The sequence below is a fragment of the Streptomyces sp. YIM S03343 genome, from assembly GCF_054729195.1.
Genome location: NZ_JBPUKX010000001.1, coordinates 938,831 through 955,645, shown reverse-complemented (window position 1 = coordinate 955,645; position 16,815 = coordinate 938,831). Strand labels below are relative to the sequence as shown.

Below are 16,815 nucleotides of genomic sequence, written 5' to 3'. Positions count from 1 at the left end.
CTTCGGTGCGCTGCGGACGCTCCCGCACACGCCCCCCTACGGATGCCGCTGCGGCCGACCGGGGCGATCAGGCAGCGCAGGCAGTGACCTCAGACAGCGGCCTCAGGCAGCGGCTCAGGCGTGGCGACCTCAGGCGGCGACCGGCTCGCCCGCGTAGCCCTGCAGGCGCGCCACGACGTCGGCCACCTGGGCGGCGACCTCGGCGTCGTCGGCCGGGTGGGTCTCGGCGAAGCGGACCACGGAGCCGGGGATGGACAGCTTGATGTCCTCGATCACCTTGCCGCCGGCGATGCCCACGGCCTTGCGGGCCTCGTCCTGCGCCCACACACCGCCGTGCTGGCCGTAGGCGGTGCCGACGACGGCGACCGGCTTTCCGGCGATGGCACCGGCGCCGAACGGGCGGGACAGCCAGTCGATGGCGTTCTTCAGCACGGCCGGGATGGTGCCGTTGTACTCGGGGGAGAACAGCAGGATGGCGTCGGTGCCGGAGGCGGCCTCGCGCAGCTTGGCGGCGGCGGCCGGGACAGTGCCCTCGACGTCGATGTCCTCGTTGTAGAACGGGACCTCCGCCAGGCCCTCGTACAGCACGACCTCGACGCCCTCGGGGGCGAGCTTGACGGCCGTCTCGGCGAGCTGGCGATTGTGCGAACCGGCGCGGAGGCTGCCGACGAGCGCGAGGATGCGGACAGACATGAGAACTCCAAGGGGGGAGGCTGGAACGGGTGCGGCATGGGGTCTGCAACACTGAGGTATTCCGGACCGAGGTCCGGTTCCTATGTCTAGCATCATAAACGGACCGTGGTCCAGTTCTGTTCCCATGCTTTACGCTGTCTTCATGTCCCGCGCACTGCCGCCCTGTCCCGAGCCCCAGGAGCCTGACGACGCGCCCCGGTTGCTGGAGCTCGACACGGCGCCCGACGAGCCGTGCCTGCGCGCCGACGCGGCCCGCAACCGCGCCCGGCTGCTGGAGGCGGCCACCCGGCTGATCGCCGAGCACGGCGTCACCGGGGTCACCATGGAGGCGGTCGCGACCGCGGCCAAGGTCGGCAAGGGGACCGTCTTCCGGCGCTTCGGCGACCGCAACGGGCTGCTGATGGCGCTGCTCGACCACTCCGCGCGCACGCTCCAGGCCGACTTCCTCGCCGGACCGCCCCCGCTCGGCCCCGGCGCACCCCCGGTCGAGCGGCTGCGGGCGTTCGGTGTGGCGGTGCTCTACCGCACGGAGGAGCAGCTGGACCTCCAGCTCGCCGCCCAGCCGGACCCGGCACGCCGGTTCGCCAATCCGCCGTTCCAGGCGCTGCACACGCATGTCATGATGCTGCTGCGGCAGATCGCACCGGACGCCGACTGCGACCTCCTGGCCCACACCCTGCTGGACCGCCTGGACCCGGCACTGATCCATCACCTGACCAGGCGCCGCGGCATGCCGCTGGCGCGCCTGGAGGCCGCCTGGACCGACCTGGTCGACAGGGTCACCCAAACTTATTAGCCCGTCCGGCGTTTGAGGACGAGGCCCGAAGGGCCGACAAGGGGGGTCTGGGGGCGCAGCCCCCAGGACCGGGAACGGGAAGGGGCGGCGGGGGCGAAACACCCCTCCCGGCCCACCGGCTTCCGCCCACCCCCCCCATGCAGTTCTTGTGACGACCGTTGCCCCGCCGCACTGCGCAGCCACCGCTTCTGCCAAGATGCCGTACGTCATGGTGCAGATACCGAATACATCCGCCGCCTCGACGCCAGCGCAGCGCTCCGTGCCCACGAGCGCCGACGTGGCCCGCCTGGCCGGCGTCTCGCGCGCGACCGTCTCCTACGTCCTCAACAACACCAGCGCCGTACGGATCAGCGAGCCCACCCGGCGCCGCGTCCACCAGGCCGCCAAGGAACTGGGGTACGTGCCTCACGCGGCCGCCCGCAGCCTGCGCGCCGGACACAGCCGTATGGTGCTGCTGCCCGCCCCCGGCGTCCCGGCCGGTCCCCTCTACAGCCAGTTCATCAGCGACCTCCAGTGGGCACTGGGCCGCCTCGACTACACCGTCGTCCACTACGGCACCCACGGACTGCGCGGCGACGACGCCGCCCGTGCCTGGGCCGAACTGCGGCCCGTCGCCGTGATCGTGCCCGGTCCCGGACTCGGTGCGGAGGGCGTGGCCGTGCTCAAGCGCTCCGGCGCCCGTGCCGTCGTCACCCTGGGGCCCGAACGCCTGGAGGGTGCCCACACCCTCCTCATGGACCACGAGGCCGTCGGCCACCGCGCCGTCGGCCACCTCTACGCCCGCGGGCGGCGCCGCCTCGGTGTGGTCGTCCCCGAGGAACCCGGCATGGAGATCTTCTCCCGGCCCCGGCTGGCCGGTGCCCGGCGCGCCCTGCTGGGCACCGACGCCACCCTGACCGAACTGCCCCTCGCCTACGACGAGGAGTCCGCGGCGCGGCTCGCGGCCCGCCGCCGGGAACTCGGCCTCGACGGGGTGTTCGCGTTCAACGACGAGTACGCCATGCTGCTGATGCGTGCCCTCCAGGACGACGGGGTCCGCGTCCCCGAGGACACCGCCGTCATCGGCGCCGACGACCTGACGCTCGGCCGACTGCTGCGCCCCCGGCTCAGCACCGTCCATCTGGAGGTGCCCTCCGGCCGCGAACTCGCCGAACTGGTCGACCGCGTGGTCCGCGACCCCGGTGCCGCGCCCGAGAGCTACCGGGTGCTCGACTCCGCGGTGGTGCACCGGGAATCAAGCTGAACGGACTCGGAAACGACATAAGTTGACGGGTTGGGCTTCGAACTCTGCCCTTCTGGCTTTGAGTTGCGCCGGGACAGAGCGCAACAGGCTGCGCGTTTCCGCTCGATCATGACTACGATCATGACTAAGATGCTGCACGCTCATCAGACGGGATGCGTTCGACCGGGATGCGTTCGACCACCGGATGCGGCTCCTACGTCTGCCGCGGATCGCCGTATCCCGTCACGCGGCGGCCGGCCGGACCGGCTGCCGTCGCAAGGACCCGCGGTGATCGAACGGAGCGCATTGGTCATGTCGTTGCTCGAGACCAAGACCTGGCAGTCGGGCTACTCCCGCCCCCTGTCGGGCCCTGAGTACACCGTCACCGAACCCGCCATCGGCGAGGCGCTGGGCAGCGTCGCCCTCGCCGCGGCCGAGGACGTCGCCACGGCCACCGGGGCCGCCCGCGCCGCGCAGCGCGAGTGGGCCCGCACCCCGCACTTCGTGCGCGCGGCCGTGCTGCGTAAAGCCGGTGACCTCTTCACCGCGCACGCCGACGAACTGCGGGAGTGGATCGTCCGCGAGTCCGGCTCCATACCCGGCAAGGCGGACTTCGAACTGCATGTCGCCGCCCAGGAGTGCTACGAGGCCGCCGCCATCGCCTCCCGCCCCACGGGCCAGGTGCTGCCCACCGAGGCGCCCCGGCTGTCGTACACCCGCCGGGTCCCGGTCGGTGTCGTCGGTGTGATCTCGCCGTTCAACGCCCCGCTGATCCTGTCGATCCGCTCCGTCGCCCCCGCCCTCGCGCTGGGCAACGCGGTCGTGCTGAAGCCCGACCCGCGCACCGCGGTCTGCGGCGGACTGTCCCTCGCGGCGGTGTTCGCCGAGGCGGGCCTGCCCGAGGGACTGCTGCACGTCCTGCCCGGCGGCGCCGACATCGGGCAGGCCCTGGTCGCCGACCCGCTGGTCCCGGTGATCTCCTTCACCGGCTCCACCACCGCGGGCCGCGCGGTCGGCGAGGCCGCCGGACGCCACCTCAAGCGAGCCCACCTCGAACTCGGCGGCAACTCCGCCATGGTCGTCCTGGAGGACGCCGACCTCGACGCCGTGATCTCCACGGCCGCCTGGGGCTCCTTCTTCCACCAGGGCCAGATCTGCATGACGACCGGCCGCCACCTCGTCCACCGGTCCCGCTACGACGAGTACGTCGAACGCCTCGCCGCACGCGCCGACTCCCTCGCCGTCGGCGACCCGCACCGCGCACAGGTCCACCTCGGCCCCATCATCGACGCGGCCCAACTCGCCAAGGTGCACGGCCTGGTGGAAGCCAGCACGGCCAACGGCGCCCGGCTCGCGGCGGGCGGCACGCACGAAGGCCTCTTCTACCGGCCGACGGTCCTGGCCGACGTCGACGACGCCAGCCCGGCGTACACGGAGGAGGTCTTCGGCCCGGTGGCCCCCGTACGGCCCTTCGACACCGTCGACGAGGCCGTCGCCCTCGCCGCCGACAGCCCCTACGGGCTCTCCCTCGGCATCGTCACCCGGGACACCGCTCGGGGACTGGACCTCGCCGAGCGGATCCCCACCGGGATCGTGCACATCAACGACCAGACGGTGAACGACGAGGCCGTAGCCCCCTTCGGCGGGATCGCCGCCTCCGGCACCGGCGCCCGCTTCGGCGGCGAGGCCAACGTGGAGGCCTTCACCGACCTGCGGTGGACGACGGTGCGGGGCGACGTGGCGACGTACCCGTTCTAGTGGCTGCGTACCCGTTCTAGAGGCGCATCGGGGTCCGCACCGTCCGTCCGCGCCGCCGTCGGCCGACTCGCCGCCACGGCTTACTCGCCGCCTCGGCCTGCTCGGCGAGTCTGGCCTACTCGCCGTCCTTGCCCTGCTCGGCGAGCTTGGCCTGCTCCGCCTCGACGGACCTGCGGACCTCATCCATATCCAGCTTCCGGGCCTGCGCGATGACGTCCGTGAGGGCGGCCTCGGGCAGTGCCCCCGGCTGGGCGTACACCGCGACCCGCTCCCGGACGATCATCAGCGTCGGGATCGACTGGATGCCGAAGGCCGCGGCCAGCTCCGGCTGCGCCTCGGTGTCCACCTTGCCGAACACCAGGTCCTTGTTCTCCTGCGCGGCCTTCTCGTAGACGGGGGCGAACATCCGGCACGGTCCGCACCAGGACGCCCAGAAGTCGATCAGGACGAAGTCGTTCTCCTTGACCGTCCGGTCGAAGTTCTCCTTGGTCAGCTCCACGGTGCTGGTCATGACACAGTTCCCTCGTCTCTCATGTCGCCCCATGTCGGGTCGCACCCATGCCAGGGTGAGGCGGTCCGCACAACACGGCCACCCGCACCGGTATTCCGCACGCGCACCACGGACCTGCCACCGACCCTGCGGCGCGCATACCCATGTGGCCCCCGCGCACACCACCCAGCAGACTGACCCCATGACGGAAACGGAAACCAGCGCGTACGACGTCGTGGTACTCGGTGCCGGACCCGTGGGGGAGAACGTCGCGGACCGCACCCGGGCGGCCGGACTCTCCACCGCGGTCGTGGAGAGTGAACTGGTCGGCGGCGAGTGCTCGTACTGGGCGTGCATCCCCAGCAAGGCACTGCTGCGCCCCGCCATCGCCCGTGCCGACGCCCGCCGCGTGCCCGGACTGCGCCAGGCGGTCCAGGGCCCGCTCGACACCGCCGCAGTCCTCGCCCACCGCAACTACGAGACCTCCGACTGGCACGACGACGGCGCGGTCGGCTGGCTGGACGGCATCGGCGCCGACCTCTATCGCGGCCACGGCCGTCTCACCGGCGCCCGCACGGTCACGGTCACCGGCCCCGAGGGCGAGCGGCACGTCCTCACCGCCCGGCACGCCGTCGCCGTCTGCACCGGCACCCGCGCCGCCCTGCCCCACATGCCGGGCCTCGCCGAGGTCAAACCCTGGACCAGCCGCAACGCCACCAGCGCGCAGTCCGTGCCGGGCCGGCTGATCGTGGTGGGCGGGGGAGTGGTCGCCACCGAGATGGCCACCGCATACCGTGCCCTCGGCTCCGAGGTCACCGTCCTCGTCCGAGGCAAGGGCCTGCTCCAGCGCATGGAGCCCTTCGCCGGCGAACTGGTCGCCGAGGCCCTCACGGAGGCGGGCGCGGACGTCCGCACCGGCACCTCCGTCGAGTCCGTCACCCGCGAGAACGGGACCGTCGTGGCCGTCACCGACGGCGGCGACCGTATCAAGGGCGACGAGATCCTCTTCGCCACCGGCCGCGTCCCGCACACCGACGACATCGGCCTGGAGACCGTCGGTCTGGAGCCCGGCTCCTGGCTGTCCGTCGACGACACCCTGCGCGTCACCGGCACCGACTGGCTCTACGCCGTCGGAGACGTCAACCACCGCGCCCTGCTCACCCACCAGGGCAAGTACCAGGCCCGCATCGCGGGCGCCGTGATCGCCGCCCGCGCCGCGAGCACCCCCATTCTGGAAACCGACGCCTGGGGCGCGCACTCCGCCACCGCCGACCGGTCCGCCGTACCGCAGGTCGTCTTCACCGACCCGGAGGCGGCCGCCGTCGGCCTCTCCCTGGCCGAGGCCGAGCAGGCCGGACGGCGGGTGCGCGCGGTCGACGTAGAGATGTCGTCCGTGGCGGGCGCGGACCTGTACGCCGACGGCTACCGGGGCCGCGCCCGCATGGTCGTCGACCTGGACACCGAGACCCTGCTCGGCGTCACCTTCGTCGGCCCCGGCGTGAGCGAGCTGATCCACTCGGCGACCATCGCCGTCGCCGCCGAGGTGCCGGTCGACAGGCTGTGGCACGCGGTCCCGTCGTTCCCGACGATCAGTGAGATCTGGCTGCGGCTGCTGGAGGCCTACCGGGACAACTGACGTTTCTCGACAACTGACGTTTCCTGCACGGAAAGTGACGTCGGATCACGGGTCACGGGGCGGGCAGCTCGAAACCGAGCTCCCGCGCCGCCGCCTCGGGCGTCGCCTGGGACCAGCGCAGCGCCATGGCCTCGTTCGACGCCAGTGACCGCGGCTCGGCACGGTCGAGACAGAGCACGCCGTCGAGATGGTCCGTCTCGTGCTGCACGATCCGGGCGGGCCAGCCGGTGAGTACCTCGTCCAGCGCGCGCCCCCGTTCGTCCTGCCAGGTCAGCCGCACCTCGGCGTGCCGCGCCACCACGGCCTGATAGCCCGGCACGCTGAGACACCCCTCGTAGAAGGCGGCACGCTCCGGCCCGGCGGGCTCGTACGACGGATTGACCAGGACCCGGTACGGCAGCGGCACCCTGCCGCGCGCCAGCCGTACCTCCTCCGGCACCGGCGCCGGGTCCTCCACGACCGCGAGCCGCAACGGCACGCCGACCTGCGGAGCGGCCAGCCCCACCCCGGGGGCCGCGTGCATGGTGGCGCGCATCGCGTCCAGGAAACGGGCCAGCAGCCCGGGCTCCAGCTGCCCGTCGAAGGGCTCGGCGTCACGCCGCAGTACCGGGTGACCGGCCGTGACGATGGCCAACGGACCACCGGTGGCGAGGAGTTCCTCGACGCGCTCGGCCAGGGGTGCATGATCACGCTGAGTTGCCATCGGGCCAGGATGCCATGGGCGGCCCCGCAACGCCTCGGACTTGAGGACGCCGCAGGGCGCCCTTGCGGCGGAGGGGGCGTCCTTGCCGCTCAGGCCGCCCCGAAATCACCGTCGAGCGCCGAAGCGATCCGCAGGTGAGACTCGGCCTCGGCGTACCGCCCCTGGCGCTGGAGCGTGCGGCCCAGCATCAGCCGGGCGTAGTGCTCCACCGGGTCACGCTCCACCAGCACCCGCAGCTCGGCCTCGGCGCGTTGCAGCTGCGCGGAGTGGTAGTAGGCGCGGGCGAGCAGCAGCCGCGGCCCGGTCTGCTCCGGAACCTCCTCGACCAGCCCGGCGAGCACCCGAGCGGCTCCGGCGTAGTCCCGGGACCGGAAGTAGAGCTGCGCCCGCTCCCAGCGCTCGGCGGGGGTGCCGTGGTCGTAGTACGCGGTGTGGTTCGTCGCGGTGCTGTCGGTGCCGATGATGCTCATGAGGACCTCCTCTCGACGTCTTCCATGGCGCGCCAACGAAACCGAATGATTGAATATTCCACTACTGGGGTGAGTCGGCTGAGTCGGCTGAGTCGGCTGAATCGACTGAACCGAGTCCATCGAGTCGGTCGACTCGGTCGAGTTGCTCGACGGCATCGAAAGGCATGAAGATGCCCGGACGCGACCGAGTGACGGATTCCGTCCGACAGGGCTACTTTGGGCGGCATGAGCAATCTTGATCGCGAGGCGGTTCCCGCGGTGTGCGGCGGCCGCGGCTTTGTGGTGGCGGAGCCGGTGCGTGAACTCCTCAGCCCGCGCCGCGTGCAACTCGGTGAGTCCACCGAGGTCCGCAGGCTGCTGCCCAATCTGGGCCGCCGTATGGTCGGCGCCTGGTGCTTCGTCGATCACTACGGCCCCGACGACATCGCCGACGAGCCCGGAATGCAGGTGCCGCCGCACCCGCACATGGGTCTCCAGACGGTGAGCTGGCTGCACGACGGCGAGGTGCTGCACCGCGACTCCATCGGCAGCCTCCAGACCGTCCGCCCGCGTGAACTGGGCCTGATGACCTCCGGCCGGGGAATCAGTCACTCCGAGGAGAGCCCCAGGCCGCACGCTCGCTTCCTGCACGGTGCGCAGCTGTGGGTCGCCCTCCCCGACAGCCACCGTCACACCGACCCGCGCTTCGAGCACCACGCCGAACTGCCGGTCCTGACGGCACCGGGCCTGACGGCCACCATGATCCTCGGCAGCATCGACGGCGCCGCCTCGCCCGGCACGACATACACCCCGATCGTCGGCGCCGACCTGGCCCTGGCCCCCGGCGCGGACCTGCGCCTGCCCCTGGAGCCGGACTTCGAGTACGCGGTGCTGTCCATGTCCGGCGAGGCCCAGGTCGACGGAGTGCCGGTACTGCCCGGCTCGATGCTCTACCTCGGCTGCGGCCGCACCGAACTCCCGCTGCGCGCCGAATCGGAGGCCGGCCTGATGCTGCTGGGCGGCGAGCCGTTCGAGGAGGAGCTGATCATGTTTTGGAACTGGATCGGCCGGTCGCAGGAAGAGATCGTGCAGGCGCGCCGGGACTGGATCGAAGGGTCGAGATTCGGAGAGGTGAAGGGGTACGACGGAGACCCCCTACCGGCACCGGAACTGCCGGCAACACGGCTGAAGCCGCGGGGGAGGGTCCGCTGACCTGCGGAAATACCTGTGGCGCGAAGGGGAAGACGGTGCCTGCACTGCGTCCGCCCCTGCCCGAACCAGGACGTCCACCCCGTCCTCCGGCCCAGCCCCGCGTTCGAGACGGCCCCTGAGTCCTGGTCGCAGTCCAGTGCGCCTTCGGTGCGCGCCGGGGGCGAGGTGAATCCTGTAGTGCGCGCCGTGGGTGCCTGCGTGCGCTGATGAAAGACGGGCCCCGTTCTCATCGCAAGCACAGAGGAATCGGGCGGCTCATGGGCAGTTCCGCGGATGACATCATTCGCGCGGTGGTCGAATCTCTGGAGCAACGAGGCTCAGCTCGGGAGGTTACCGTGCGGGCCCTTGATTCGGTCCGTGACCTCGTCTCGAACGACGAGGCGGAGATCGCGGTCGACTACCTCGTCAACACCATCAACTCGTTCCGGCTCATGCTTCGCCAGGACGAGTACGACCGCCTCATGTCGGCGGCCACCCGGCTGGACTATGCGGACAGCGTGACGGACATCGATCCCCGCCTACTTCTTCCCGCCTCCGACGATTCGTCATCTGCGTAGTGATCCTCGGAGGAGGATCCGGTGACGGAGCAGGGGGAACCCGGCTCGGCCGTGCATCCGCCTCATGATCCGCTTTTGATCACGGTCACGGCGCTGGCCGCGCTGTATCGCACCGAGCAGATCGGCTACCACCTCAGGACAGCTCTGGCCAACGGGCTGACCAAGGAGGAGCTGGCCGAGGCGCTGACCCACCTGGCCTTCTACGCCGGATGGCCCAACGCGATGAGTGCCGTCACCCAGCTGCAGACGATCGTCGATGAGGCCGAGAGCTCCGGGTCCTGATTCCTCCCGTCCCCGTCCCTGTCCCTGTCCCCGACCGAACCGAAGCGCCAGCCGACGGCCTGACCGTCCGCGCGCTACAGCACACCCAGCACGGAGAGAACGAACATGGAGCTTCTGAAGAAGCAGCCGACATTGAAGCTGCCTGCCGAATGGTTCACCGGCGATGCGTGGGCCGATGTCATCTACCGGGGTGAGGAGCCCTCCCGGGCCCGCGCGAACGCGGTCCGCTTCTCTCCCTGCGCCCGCACCGCCTGGCACTCGCACGGCGTGGGCCAGACGCTCTACATCGTGGAGGGCATCGCCCTCATCCAGTCCCGCGGCGGGGAGATCCTCGAAGCCCACCCCGGGGACGTGATCTGGACCCCGCCGGGCGAGGAGCACTGGCACGGCGCCGCCCCGGACCACTTCATGACCCACATCGCCCTGTGGGAGACCGACGAGGTCGACTGGCGGCACCACGTCACCGACGAGGAGTACGGCGGCCCGCGCCGCAGCACCCGCCGCGCCTGACCCCCGAGCACACGAACCACTCCCCACCGGCCTGCGGCCCGGTCCGCACACCCCCATCACTGAGGAAAGAAGCCATTCCCATGCGCGGTGCAGTCATCCACGCTCCTGGCGACGTGCGCGTCGAGGAGCGTGCCACCCCGGAGATCATCAACCCGACCGACGCGGTGATACGTACGGTCGCCACCTGTGTCTGCGGCTCGGACCTGTGGGACTACCGGGGGATCAACCCGGTCGCCCAGCCCACACCGATCGGGCACGAGTACGTCGGCATCGTCGAAGAGGTCGGCAGCGACGTGTCGAAGATCAAGCCGGGCCAGTTCGTCATCGGCTCGTTCTTCGCCTCCGACAACACCTGCCCGAACTGCCGTAACGGCTACCAGAGCAACTGCCTGCACCGCGAGTTCGTCGGCGCCGGCGGCTGCCAGGCCGAGTACGTCCGCATCCCGCTCGCCGACGGCACCCTGGTCGCCACCCCCGGCCGGCCCGGCGAGGAGCACATCGCCGACCTGCTGGCCTGCTCCGACGTCATGGGCACCGGCTGGTACGCCGCCGTCGCCGCCGAGGTCGGGCCCGGCTCCACCGTCGCGGTGGTCGGTGACGGCGCGGTGGGTCTGTCCGCGGTCATTGCCGCCAGGGAACTCGGCGCGGAACGCATCATCGCCATGTCCCGGCACGAGCCCCGGCAGAAGCTGGCGACCGAGTTCGGCGCGACCGACATAGTCGCCGAGCGCGGGGAGGAGGGCGTGTCCCGCATCAAGGAGATGACCGGCGGCATCGGCGCGGACGCCGTGCTGGAGTGTGTCGGTACACCACAGTCGATGCAGCAGGCGCTGCAGTCCACACGTCCCGGCGGCAACATCGGCTTCGTCGGCGTCCCCCACGGTGTGGAGATCGACGGCGAGCAGTTGTTCTACTCCCACGTCGCTCTGCGCGGCGGCCCGGCCCCCGTTCGCGCCTACCTGCCCGACCTGATCGAGCGCGTGCTCGACGGCCGGATCAACCCGGGCAAGGTCTTCGACCTGACCCTGCCGCTGGAGCAGGCTGCCGAGGGCTACAAGGCCATGGACGAACGCCGCGCCATCAAGGCCCTGCTGCGCCCCTGACCCAAGCGCAAGGGCTGCGCCTGGCGGTCGCCATGCGGGCCGCGCACGCTGCCGACCGGCGCGGCCCGCTCTTGCGTCCCTTACGTCTGTACGTCGGCTCGGCATGCCTGGCCGGGTGGCAGATCCGCGCACTGGTGGTCTGCCGGTGGACTGCAGTGGGTGATCGACGGCTACACCCGCACTCTCACCAGCGGATCCGGTACCGGCATGATGCGGCTCGGGCAGGCCGTCGAGCCGAGCACGGCAGCACCACACCGGTGAACGCGAAACCGCCGTCCACGGAGGGCCCGGCGGCGCCCAGAACGTGCGCGTAACCGGTGCTGAGCAGCGGCGTCAGCAGGCCCACGACAGCCGGGACCGTGAGCGGGCTGACCAGAGTGGAGACGATCACGAGGCCCACCATGGTCGGCTGGTCGCCGTGGCCCTTGCCGGTCCACACCGTCGCCCCGGCCGCCACCGGCATCGCCACGATCAGGATCATCGCGGTGAGCAGACCGCTGCCGCGGTCCGAGTCGGGTGAGTGCTGCAGCAGGAACGCCACCGCCGGGATGATCAGCAACGGGGCCGCGACGTGCAGCGTCAGTCCCGTGAGCAGAGCTCGCGGGCGCCGCAGCAGTTGCCCCAGCGCGTGTACGGGGACCTGGAGCCCGGCCGAGAACAACAGCAGGCCGAGCAGCAGCGAGGCGGTGTGCAGGGTCAGGCCGGTGCGGGGCAATGCGTGCGGGTGACGTAACCAGAGGCCCGGCCCGGGCAGCAGCAGCGCAGCGAGGTAGGAGACGACGACGGCCCGTCCGAGGCGCCGCCGCAGCCAGTGGGTCGCGCGCTTGGCGGCAGTGGCGGAACGGGCAACGGCCGGGGTGGTCATGACGGCGCTCTTCGGTCCTGAGGGGCTGGGCCGGGACCAAGCGCCGGTATGACGGTGATGGCCGTGTTCAGGGCCTTGCGCGCCGCATGAGTGTGCATGGCGGCATGATCCCCGTACGGGACGAGCGGGGCGCGTCGCCCCGCGGCGCGGTCAGGAGGCGTTCAGGTTCCCGCGGGCACGGCCGGACTGCGGTCCGCCCTCAGACGGTCGGTGTGAGCACTCCCGTCAGCCGTGGTGATGATGGTTGTACGCCGGCACCGTGCGCGCGTCGGTGAGGCGCAGCAGTTCGCGCAGCACCTGGTCGAAGGTGGGCGCGTAGACGACCATTGCGTCACTGATCCCGTGCACCGTGAGAGCGTGATCGGCGGCGGCCTCATGGGAGTCGCCGCCGATCAGGTCCATCAGCGCAGATCTGCGAGGAGGGTGTTGAGTTCGGCCTCCTGCCGGGTCGGCGACATGGGCGGGTTCGCATGGTCGATGCCGAAGGTCTTCAGGACGTGGTCCATCTGGGCGTCTATGAACGTCCAGCCGGTGTTGTCCAGCGGCTGCAACGAGGCTTGGTCGGCATCCCAGAGGTCTCGCAGCGACTGGGCAGCTGTGTGGGCCCCGGTCGCGTTCCCCGACTGTGCGTCCTTGAGCGAGGTCGATGCGAGTGCCCTCAGCGCGTCGACCTTCGTGGACGGGAAGTTCTTCACGGCCTGGCCAGGGGCGAGTTGAACGGTGGAGGTGGCGTCGGTCTCCGGTGCCGGGCCGACGTGCGGCCGGCCGTGCGCCCAGACCAGCAGGACCCCGGTGGCGACGGCGAGGAGGCCGAAGGCCGCCAGTGCGATGCGCTCCCTGCGCGGGTCGGCGGTGATCCGCTCTGTATGCGTAGCGTCGTAGGTCTCGGTCACGTCGGAGCGCGTCACCGTCAGGTAGACGACAGTCGCCAGGATCAGGCCGAGGAAGATCAGGCTGGTGGTGAAGGTGCCCAGCGCAAGGCCGGTCGGGTCGCCCGGGTTCTGCGCGACCTTCGGGGAGGCGAGCCAGTCGCCGATGTTGGCGCCCAGCGGGCGGGTCAGGATGTAGGCGAGCCAGAAGGACAGCACCGGGTTCGCCCCGAACTTCGACAACAGCGTGATCGCCGCGATGAGGCCGAGCGGCAGCAGCACTGAAACTCCCGGGGTCCAGCCGGTGAGCTCCAGGGTCCAGTCGCCGGTCGCGGTGCCGAGCGCGAAGGTGACGAGAACGGTGAGCCAGTAGAACGACTCACGCGACCCCGTCGTGACCGAGTGGATCGAGAGGGTGCGTTCGCGCAGCCACCACACGCCGAAGACCACGGCGAGCAGGACCGAGAACACTGCGGAGCTGATCCACAGCGGTACGTTGAGCTGGTCGGTCAGGATGTCGGTGTACAGCGTGCCCGTGACACTGACAACGACCACGGTCAGCCAGTACGGGAACGGGACGTACCGCTTCAGCCGCAACTGGATGCCCAGGACCACCACGAACACCGCGGTGAAGATCCATGCCGTGTTCACCAGGCCGACGCCCAGCTTCATGTTGATCCAGTCGGCGAAACTCTCACCGACGGTCGTGCACAGGATCTTGATCACCCAGAACCAGATGGTGACCTCGGGGACCTTGTTGAGCATGAGCCGCCCGCTGCGCGGGCGTGCCTCAGTTGTCGTTGCCATGCGGACAGGTTTGCGCGGGGAACCTGCACACATCCTGACTACGCAATCGCCTCTGGCGGGGGGAAGGTCAGCTCGACGCGACCGTGACCGTCCGCGATCGCATGGACTGCGACTCCGCGGACGCAGCGGGACGCTTTGCCACGGCCGGCCCCGACCCGTGCCTGTTGCCGCGAGGTGCCGGCGGCGCTCGGGGTGCCTGTGAGCTGGGAGGGGATTATCGACGGGCTTCGACAGGTGTGGTGGGACGGGACTGTGCGGTCTCCGGCGGTACTCGCAGGCTGTCCAGGGCGAGGGCGATCGCGCCGTGGAGGGAGGCGTCCTTGCGGAAGTGGGCGGCCCGCAGCTCCGGTGCGAAGACTGTAGCGCCGGCGAGCAGGCGTTCCAGCGCCGGAAGGATCACATCCGCGGCGGCCATCATGCCCCCTCCGATGACGATCCGGGCGGGGTCGACGAGAGCCGACAGATTGGCAAGGGTGCCTGCGAGGACGGTGAGCGTATGTTCGGCGAGGTCGCGCGCCGCCGGATCGGTGCTGCGGAAGAGGCCGGCTGCGCCGATCGGCGTGCCGAGCAGTTCCTGTGCACGATCGCCGAGGCTCTTGCCGCCGACGAGTTCCTCCAGCGGGGCATGCCCCGCCGCGACCGCGTCCAGCGGGGCGCCGCCGGGGTTGATGTAGGCGATCTCGCCGGCCGCCTGGTGGGCGCCTGCGACGACCCGCCCGCCGACGGTGAGCGCTGCGGCGATGCCGGTGCCGAGACTGATGTAGAGACCTGGGTCCGCGTCGCGCAGCGCGCCGAAGCGCAGTTCCGCGAGTGCTCCGGCGCGGACGTCGTTGGCGACGGCGACCTCCGGCGTGCCGACCTCCGGCGTGCCGAGCTCCGGAGTGCCGAGTTCCTCTGCGAGCCGGGTGGACAGGGCCAGCCGCTCCCAGCCCGGCAGGTTGGGGGTGAGAAGGATGCGGTCGGGCTGGACGATGCCCGGCGCGACGGCCGCGTGGGCGGTGACCGGGACGCCGAACCGCTCGTCGGCCTCGCGGGCCAGGCGCCGGGCGGCTTCGCCGGTCCGGGCGAGGATCTGGTCGGGTCCGTGCTGGGCCAGAGTGTCCAGGCGGACGCGGGACAGGACGGTGCCGTGCGCGTCGGCGAGGGCGAGTTCGGTCTTGGTGCCGCCGAAGTCGATGCCGATGACGGTGCAGCCAGGGCCGTCACCGGGTGCGTCGGGACTGGGACGGTCGGAGGAGTGGGGGAGCGGCGTCCGGTCTTCACGCATCAGGGGTGTTCCTCGTGTGCGGGTCCGGCCGGTCGGGAGAGGCCGGACCCGCTGGTCGGAATGGTTCAGGAGGTGGAGCGGGCGGGTTCGTTCGCCTGCTCGGCGAGGTACTGCTCGTGGATCTCCTTCTCGCCGAAAGGCCAGACCTTCTCCACGCGGGACCAGATCAGGTAGGCGACGACGCCGAGTACGACCCAGCCGATGGACCACTCGATGGGGTGGATGCCCTTGTTGGCCTTGTCCGCGTAGCCGTAGATCACCAGCCAGCCGATGCAGGCCACCACGCTGGGCAGCGGGTAGAGCAGCATCTTGTACGGACGCGCCAGGTTCGGCTGCCGCTTGCGCAGCACGGTCACGGCGGCGATCTGGGCGAGCGCTTGGATGATCACCATGACCGTGGTCAGCAGGGTGATCAGGATCGTCAGCGGCGGGTGGGCGGCGGAGGTGCCGACGTGGCGGGCGAGCAGGAAACCGGCAGCGGTGATCAGGCCCATGGCCACCAGGCCGCGGACAGGGAACTGGTGCTTGGGGTGAAGCTTGCCGAAGGAGCGGAAGAAGACCTTGTCACGGGCGGCGGTGAAGGGGACTCGGGAGCCTCCGAGCAGGCCGGTGAAGATCGAGGCGAAGGCGGTGACAAGGATCAGCACGGTGACGACATCGGCGGCGGTCTTGCCGAAGGTCTTCTCCAGCACGGCCGCGGCGACCGACTGGGAGGCGATGTTGTTCGGGTCGAGCATGTCCTGCCAGTGCACGACGCCGAGCACACCGATCTGCAGCAGCAGGTAGATGGTCATGATCGCGAGGATGGACCAGATGATCGAGCGCGGCATGACCCGGCCCGGGTCCTTGACCTCGGCGCCCAGGTAGGCGGAGGTGTTGTAGCCGAGGTAGTCGTAGATGCCGATGGTCAGACCCGAGGCGAAGCCGATCCAGAACGTGCCGTGGGTCAGCTGGATCGCGTGGTCGGGCCAGGTGAAGGCCATCGACGGGTGAAAGTGCGTGAACGAGGCCAGGATCACGGCGGCGACGGAGAGAATCATGACCGCCCACATCACCACGGTGACCTTGCCGATGTTTTCGACCTTGCGCCACAGCAGGAGCACGATGGCGACGACGACGCCGACGCCTACGATGTCGCCCTGGCCGGTGGTGATGCTCGGCCACAGGTAGCCGAGGTACTGCACCAGGCCCTGGACGCCGGTCGACATGATGAGCGGGATGAAGAGCATGGCCGTCCATACGAACAGGAACGGCATGAGCTTTCCGGAGCGGTACTGGAACGCCTCGCGCAGATAGACGTACGTGCCGCCCGAGCCGGGCAGCGAGGCGCCGAGCTCGGCCCAGACCAGCCCGTCGGCCAGGGCGAGGATCGCGCCGGCGATCCAGCCGATCATGGCCTGAGGGCCGCCGAAGGCAGCGACCATGAGCGGGATGGTGACGAAGGGGCCGATTCCGCACATCTGACTCATATTGATGGCGGTCGCCTGGAAGAGGCCGACTTTTCTTGACAAGCCGGATGGTTCGAGGGTGTCGGACATGGAGGCAACCTCTACGGGGACGGAGGGGGTGATGCCAGGCTGTAAAGTTAAATTCCTT

General features: G+C 70.4%; 18 protein-coding genes. 9 read left to right on the top strand and 9 right to left on the bottom strand.

The window, feature by feature from the left end:
* Positions 1 to 129: 129 nt before the first annotated feature.
* Positions 130 to 693 carry an NAD(P)H-dependent oxidoreductase gene (locus ACSYGN_RS04215; RefSeq protein ID WP_460391942.1) on the bottom strand — a complete coding sequence of 188 codons (564 nt, stop codon included), beginning with the start codon at positions 691 to 693 and terminating at the stop codon, positions 130 to 132.
* Positions 694 to 817: 124 nt separating this feature from the next.
* On the opposite strand from ACSYGN_RS04215, the gene ACSYGN_RS04210 reads away from it, so the two are divergent.
* The 3 genes from ACSYGN_RS04210 (at position 818) to ACSYGN_RS04200 (ending at position 4,469) form a co-directional block, all read left to right on the top strand.
* Positions 818 to 1,489: a TetR/AcrR family transcriptional regulator gene (locus ACSYGN_RS04210; protein ID WP_460391940.1), complete on the top strand. Its 672-nt coding sequence runs from the start codon at positions 818 to 820 to the stop codon at positions 1,487 to 1,489.
* A 196-nt stretch (positions 1,490 to 1,685) separates the two neighbouring features.
* On the top strand, positions 1,686 to 2,732 hold the full coding sequence (locus ACSYGN_RS04205) for a LacI family DNA-binding transcriptional regulator (RefSeq protein WP_460403217.1): 1,047 nt from the start codon (positions 1,686 to 1,688) through the stop codon (positions 2,730 to 2,732).
* 291 nt (positions 2,733 to 3,023) lie between these two features.
* Complete coding sequence (locus ACSYGN_RS04200; RefSeq protein ID WP_460391938.1) at positions 3,024 to 4,469, top strand: benzaldehyde dehydrogenase; 1,446 nt, start codon at positions 3,024 to 3,026, stop codon at positions 4,467 to 4,469.
* Positions 4,470 to 4,584: 115 nt separating this feature from the next.
* Here the strand turns inward: ACSYGN_RS04200 and trxA are convergent, their stop codons facing one another.
* Complete coding sequence (gene trxA / locus ACSYGN_RS04195) at positions 4,585 to 4,980, bottom strand: thioredoxin (RefSeq protein WP_460391936.1); 396 nt, start codon at positions 4,978 to 4,980, stop codon at positions 4,585 to 4,587.
* A gap of 181 nt (positions 4,981 to 5,161) precedes the next feature.
* On the opposite strand from trxA, the gene ACSYGN_RS04190 reads away from it, so the two are divergent.
* A complete protein-coding gene (locus ACSYGN_RS04190) occupies positions 5,162 to 6,595 on the top strand; it encodes a dihydrolipoyl dehydrogenase family protein (RefSeq protein ID WP_460391934.1) in 1,434 nt (477 codons plus the stop codon).
* A 52-nt stretch (positions 6,596 to 6,647) separates the two neighbouring features.
* On the opposite strand, the gene ACSYGN_RS04185 is transcribed toward ACSYGN_RS04190, so the two are convergent.
* Entirely contained in the window at positions 6,648 to 7,298 is a 651-nt protein-coding gene (locus ACSYGN_RS04185; protein WP_460391932.1) for a peptide deformylase, read from the bottom strand.
* An 89-nt stretch (positions 7,299 to 7,387) separates the two neighbouring features.
* Positions 7,388 to 7,768 (bottom strand): tetratricopeptide repeat protein, encoded by a 381-nt coding sequence (locus ACSYGN_RS04180; protein ID WP_460391930.1) that lies wholly within the window; start codon positions 7,766 to 7,768, stop codon positions 7,388 to 7,390.
* Between the two features lie 225 nt (positions 7,769 to 7,993).
* Between ACSYGN_RS04180 and ACSYGN_RS04175 the strand changes: the two genes are divergently transcribed.
* The 5 genes from ACSYGN_RS04175 to ACSYGN_RS04155 all read left to right on the top strand — a co-directional run bounded on the left by ACSYGN_RS04175 (position 7,994) and on the right by ACSYGN_RS04155 (position 11,411).
* Positions 7,994 to 8,959, top strand: coding sequence for a pirin family protein (locus ACSYGN_RS04175; protein ID WP_460391928.1), 966 nt, complete (start codon positions 7,994 to 7,996; stop codon positions 8,957 to 8,959).
* A gap of 335 nt (positions 8,960 to 9,294) precedes the next feature.
* A complete protein-coding gene (locus ACSYGN_RS04170) occupies positions 9,295 to 9,516 on the top strand; it encodes a hypothetical protein (RefSeq protein ID WP_460391926.1) in 222 nt (73 codons plus the stop codon).
* 51 nt (positions 9,517 to 9,567) lie between these two features.
* On the top strand, positions 9,568 to 9,798 hold the full coding sequence (locus tag ACSYGN_RS04165) for a carboxymuconolactone decarboxylase family protein (RefSeq protein ID WP_460391924.1): 231 nt from the start codon (positions 9,568 to 9,570) through the stop codon (positions 9,796 to 9,798).
* Between the two features lie 105 nt (positions 9,799 to 9,903).
* Positions 9,904 to 10,308, top strand: coding sequence for a (R)-mandelonitrile lyase (locus ACSYGN_RS04160; RefSeq protein WP_460391922.1), 405 nt, complete (start codon positions 9,904 to 9,906; stop codon positions 10,306 to 10,308).
* Between the two features lie 80 nt (positions 10,309 to 10,388).
* Positions 10,389 to 11,411, top strand: coding sequence for a zinc-dependent alcohol dehydrogenase family protein (locus tag ACSYGN_RS04155; RefSeq protein WP_460391920.1), 1,023 nt, complete (start codon positions 10,389 to 10,391; stop codon positions 11,409 to 11,411).
* Positions 11,412 to 11,595: 184 nt separating this feature from the next.
* Here the strand turns inward: ACSYGN_RS04155 and ACSYGN_RS04150 are convergent, their stop codons facing one another.
* From ACSYGN_RS04150 to ACSYGN_RS04130, 5 genes are all read right to left on the bottom strand, one after another.
* Positions 11,596 to 12,276: a bile acid:sodium symporter family protein gene (locus ACSYGN_RS04150; RefSeq protein WP_460391918.1), complete on the bottom strand. Its 681-nt coding sequence runs from the start codon at positions 12,274 to 12,276 to the stop codon at positions 11,596 to 11,598.
* A 225-nt stretch (positions 12,277 to 12,501) separates the two neighbouring features.
* Complete coding sequence (locus tag ACSYGN_RS04145; RefSeq protein WP_460391916.1) at positions 12,502 to 12,678, bottom strand: hypothetical protein; 177 nt, start codon at positions 12,676 to 12,678, stop codon at positions 12,502 to 12,504.
* Positions 12,678 to 13,952, bottom strand: a complete 1,275-nt coding sequence (locus ACSYGN_RS04140; protein WP_460391914.1) for a COG4705 family protein — start codon at positions 13,950 to 13,952, stop codon at positions 12,678 to 12,680. Before ACSYGN_RS04140 ends, ACSYGN_RS04145 begins: the two co-directional genes overlap by 1 nt.
* A gap of 214 nt (positions 13,953 to 14,166) precedes the next feature.
* On the bottom strand, positions 14,167 to 15,219 hold the full coding sequence (locus ACSYGN_RS04135; RefSeq protein ID WP_460391912.1) for an ROK family protein: 1,053 nt from the start codon (positions 15,217 to 15,219) through the stop codon (positions 14,167 to 14,169).
* 65 nt (positions 15,220 to 15,284) lie between these two features.
* Complete coding sequence (locus ACSYGN_RS04130; RefSeq protein ID WP_460391910.1) at positions 15,285 to 16,757, bottom strand: APC family permease; 1,473 nt, start codon at positions 16,755 to 16,757, stop codon at positions 15,285 to 15,287.
* Positions 16,758 to 16,815: the final 58 nt, after the last annotated feature.

Coding starts and splice junctions, on each gene's coding strand:
- ACSYGN_RS04215 (WP_460391942.1), bottom strand. CDS start 693: ATGTCTGTCCGCATCCTCGCGCTCGTCGGCAGCCTCCGCGCCGGTTCG.
- ACSYGN_RS04210 (WP_460391940.1), top strand. CDS start 818: ATGCTTTACGCTGTCTTCATGTCCCGCGCACTGCCGCCCTGTCCCGAG.
- ACSYGN_RS04205 (WP_460403217.1), top strand. CDS start 1,686: ATGCCGTACGTCATGGTGCAGATACCGAATACATCCGCCGCCTCGACG.
- ACSYGN_RS04200 (WP_460391938.1), top strand. CDS start 3,024: ATGTCGTTGCTCGAGACCAAGACCTGGCAGTCGGGCTACTCCCGCCCC.
- trxA (WP_460391936.1), bottom strand. CDS start 4,980: ATGACCAGCACCGTGGAGCTGACCAAGGAGAACTTCGACCGGACGGTC.
- ACSYGN_RS04190 (WP_460391934.1), top strand. CDS start 5,162: ATGACGGAAACGGAAACCAGCGCGTACGACGTCGTGGTACTCGGTGCC.
- ACSYGN_RS04185 (WP_460391932.1), bottom strand. CDS start 7,298: ATGGCAACTCAGCGTGATCATGCACCCCTGGCCGAGCGCGTCGAGGAA.
- ACSYGN_RS04180 (WP_460391930.1), bottom strand. CDS start 7,768: ATGAGCATCATCGGCACCGACAGCACCGCGACGAACCACACCGCGTAC.
- ACSYGN_RS04175 (WP_460391928.1), top strand. CDS start 7,994: ATGAGCAATCTTGATCGCGAGGCGGTTCCCGCGGTGTGCGGCGGCCGC.
- ACSYGN_RS04160 (WP_460391922.1), top strand. CDS start 9,904: ATGGAGCTTCTGAAGAAGCAGCCGACATTGAAGCTGCCTGCCGAATGG.
- ACSYGN_RS04155 (WP_460391920.1), top strand. CDS start 10,389: ATGCGCGGTGCAGTCATCCACGCTCCTGGCGACGTGCGCGTCGAGGAG.
- ACSYGN_RS04150 (WP_460391918.1), bottom strand. CDS start 12,276: ATGACCACCCCGGCCGTTGCCCGTTCCGCCACTGCCGCCAAGCGCGCG.
- ACSYGN_RS04145 (WP_460391916.1), bottom strand. CDS start 12,678: ATGGACCTGATCGGCGGCGACTCCCATGAGGCCGCCGCCGATCACGCT.
- ACSYGN_RS04140 (WP_460391914.1), bottom strand. CDS start 13,952: ATGGCAACGACAACTGAGGCACGCCCGCGCAGCGGGCGGCTCATGCTC.
- ACSYGN_RS04135 (WP_460391912.1), bottom strand. CDS start 15,219: ATGCGTGAAGACCGGACGCCGCTCCCCCACTCCTCCGACCGTCCCAGT.
- ACSYGN_RS04130 (WP_460391910.1), bottom strand. CDS start 16,757: ATGTCCGACACCCTCGAACCATCCGGCTTGTCAAGAAAAGTCGGCCTC.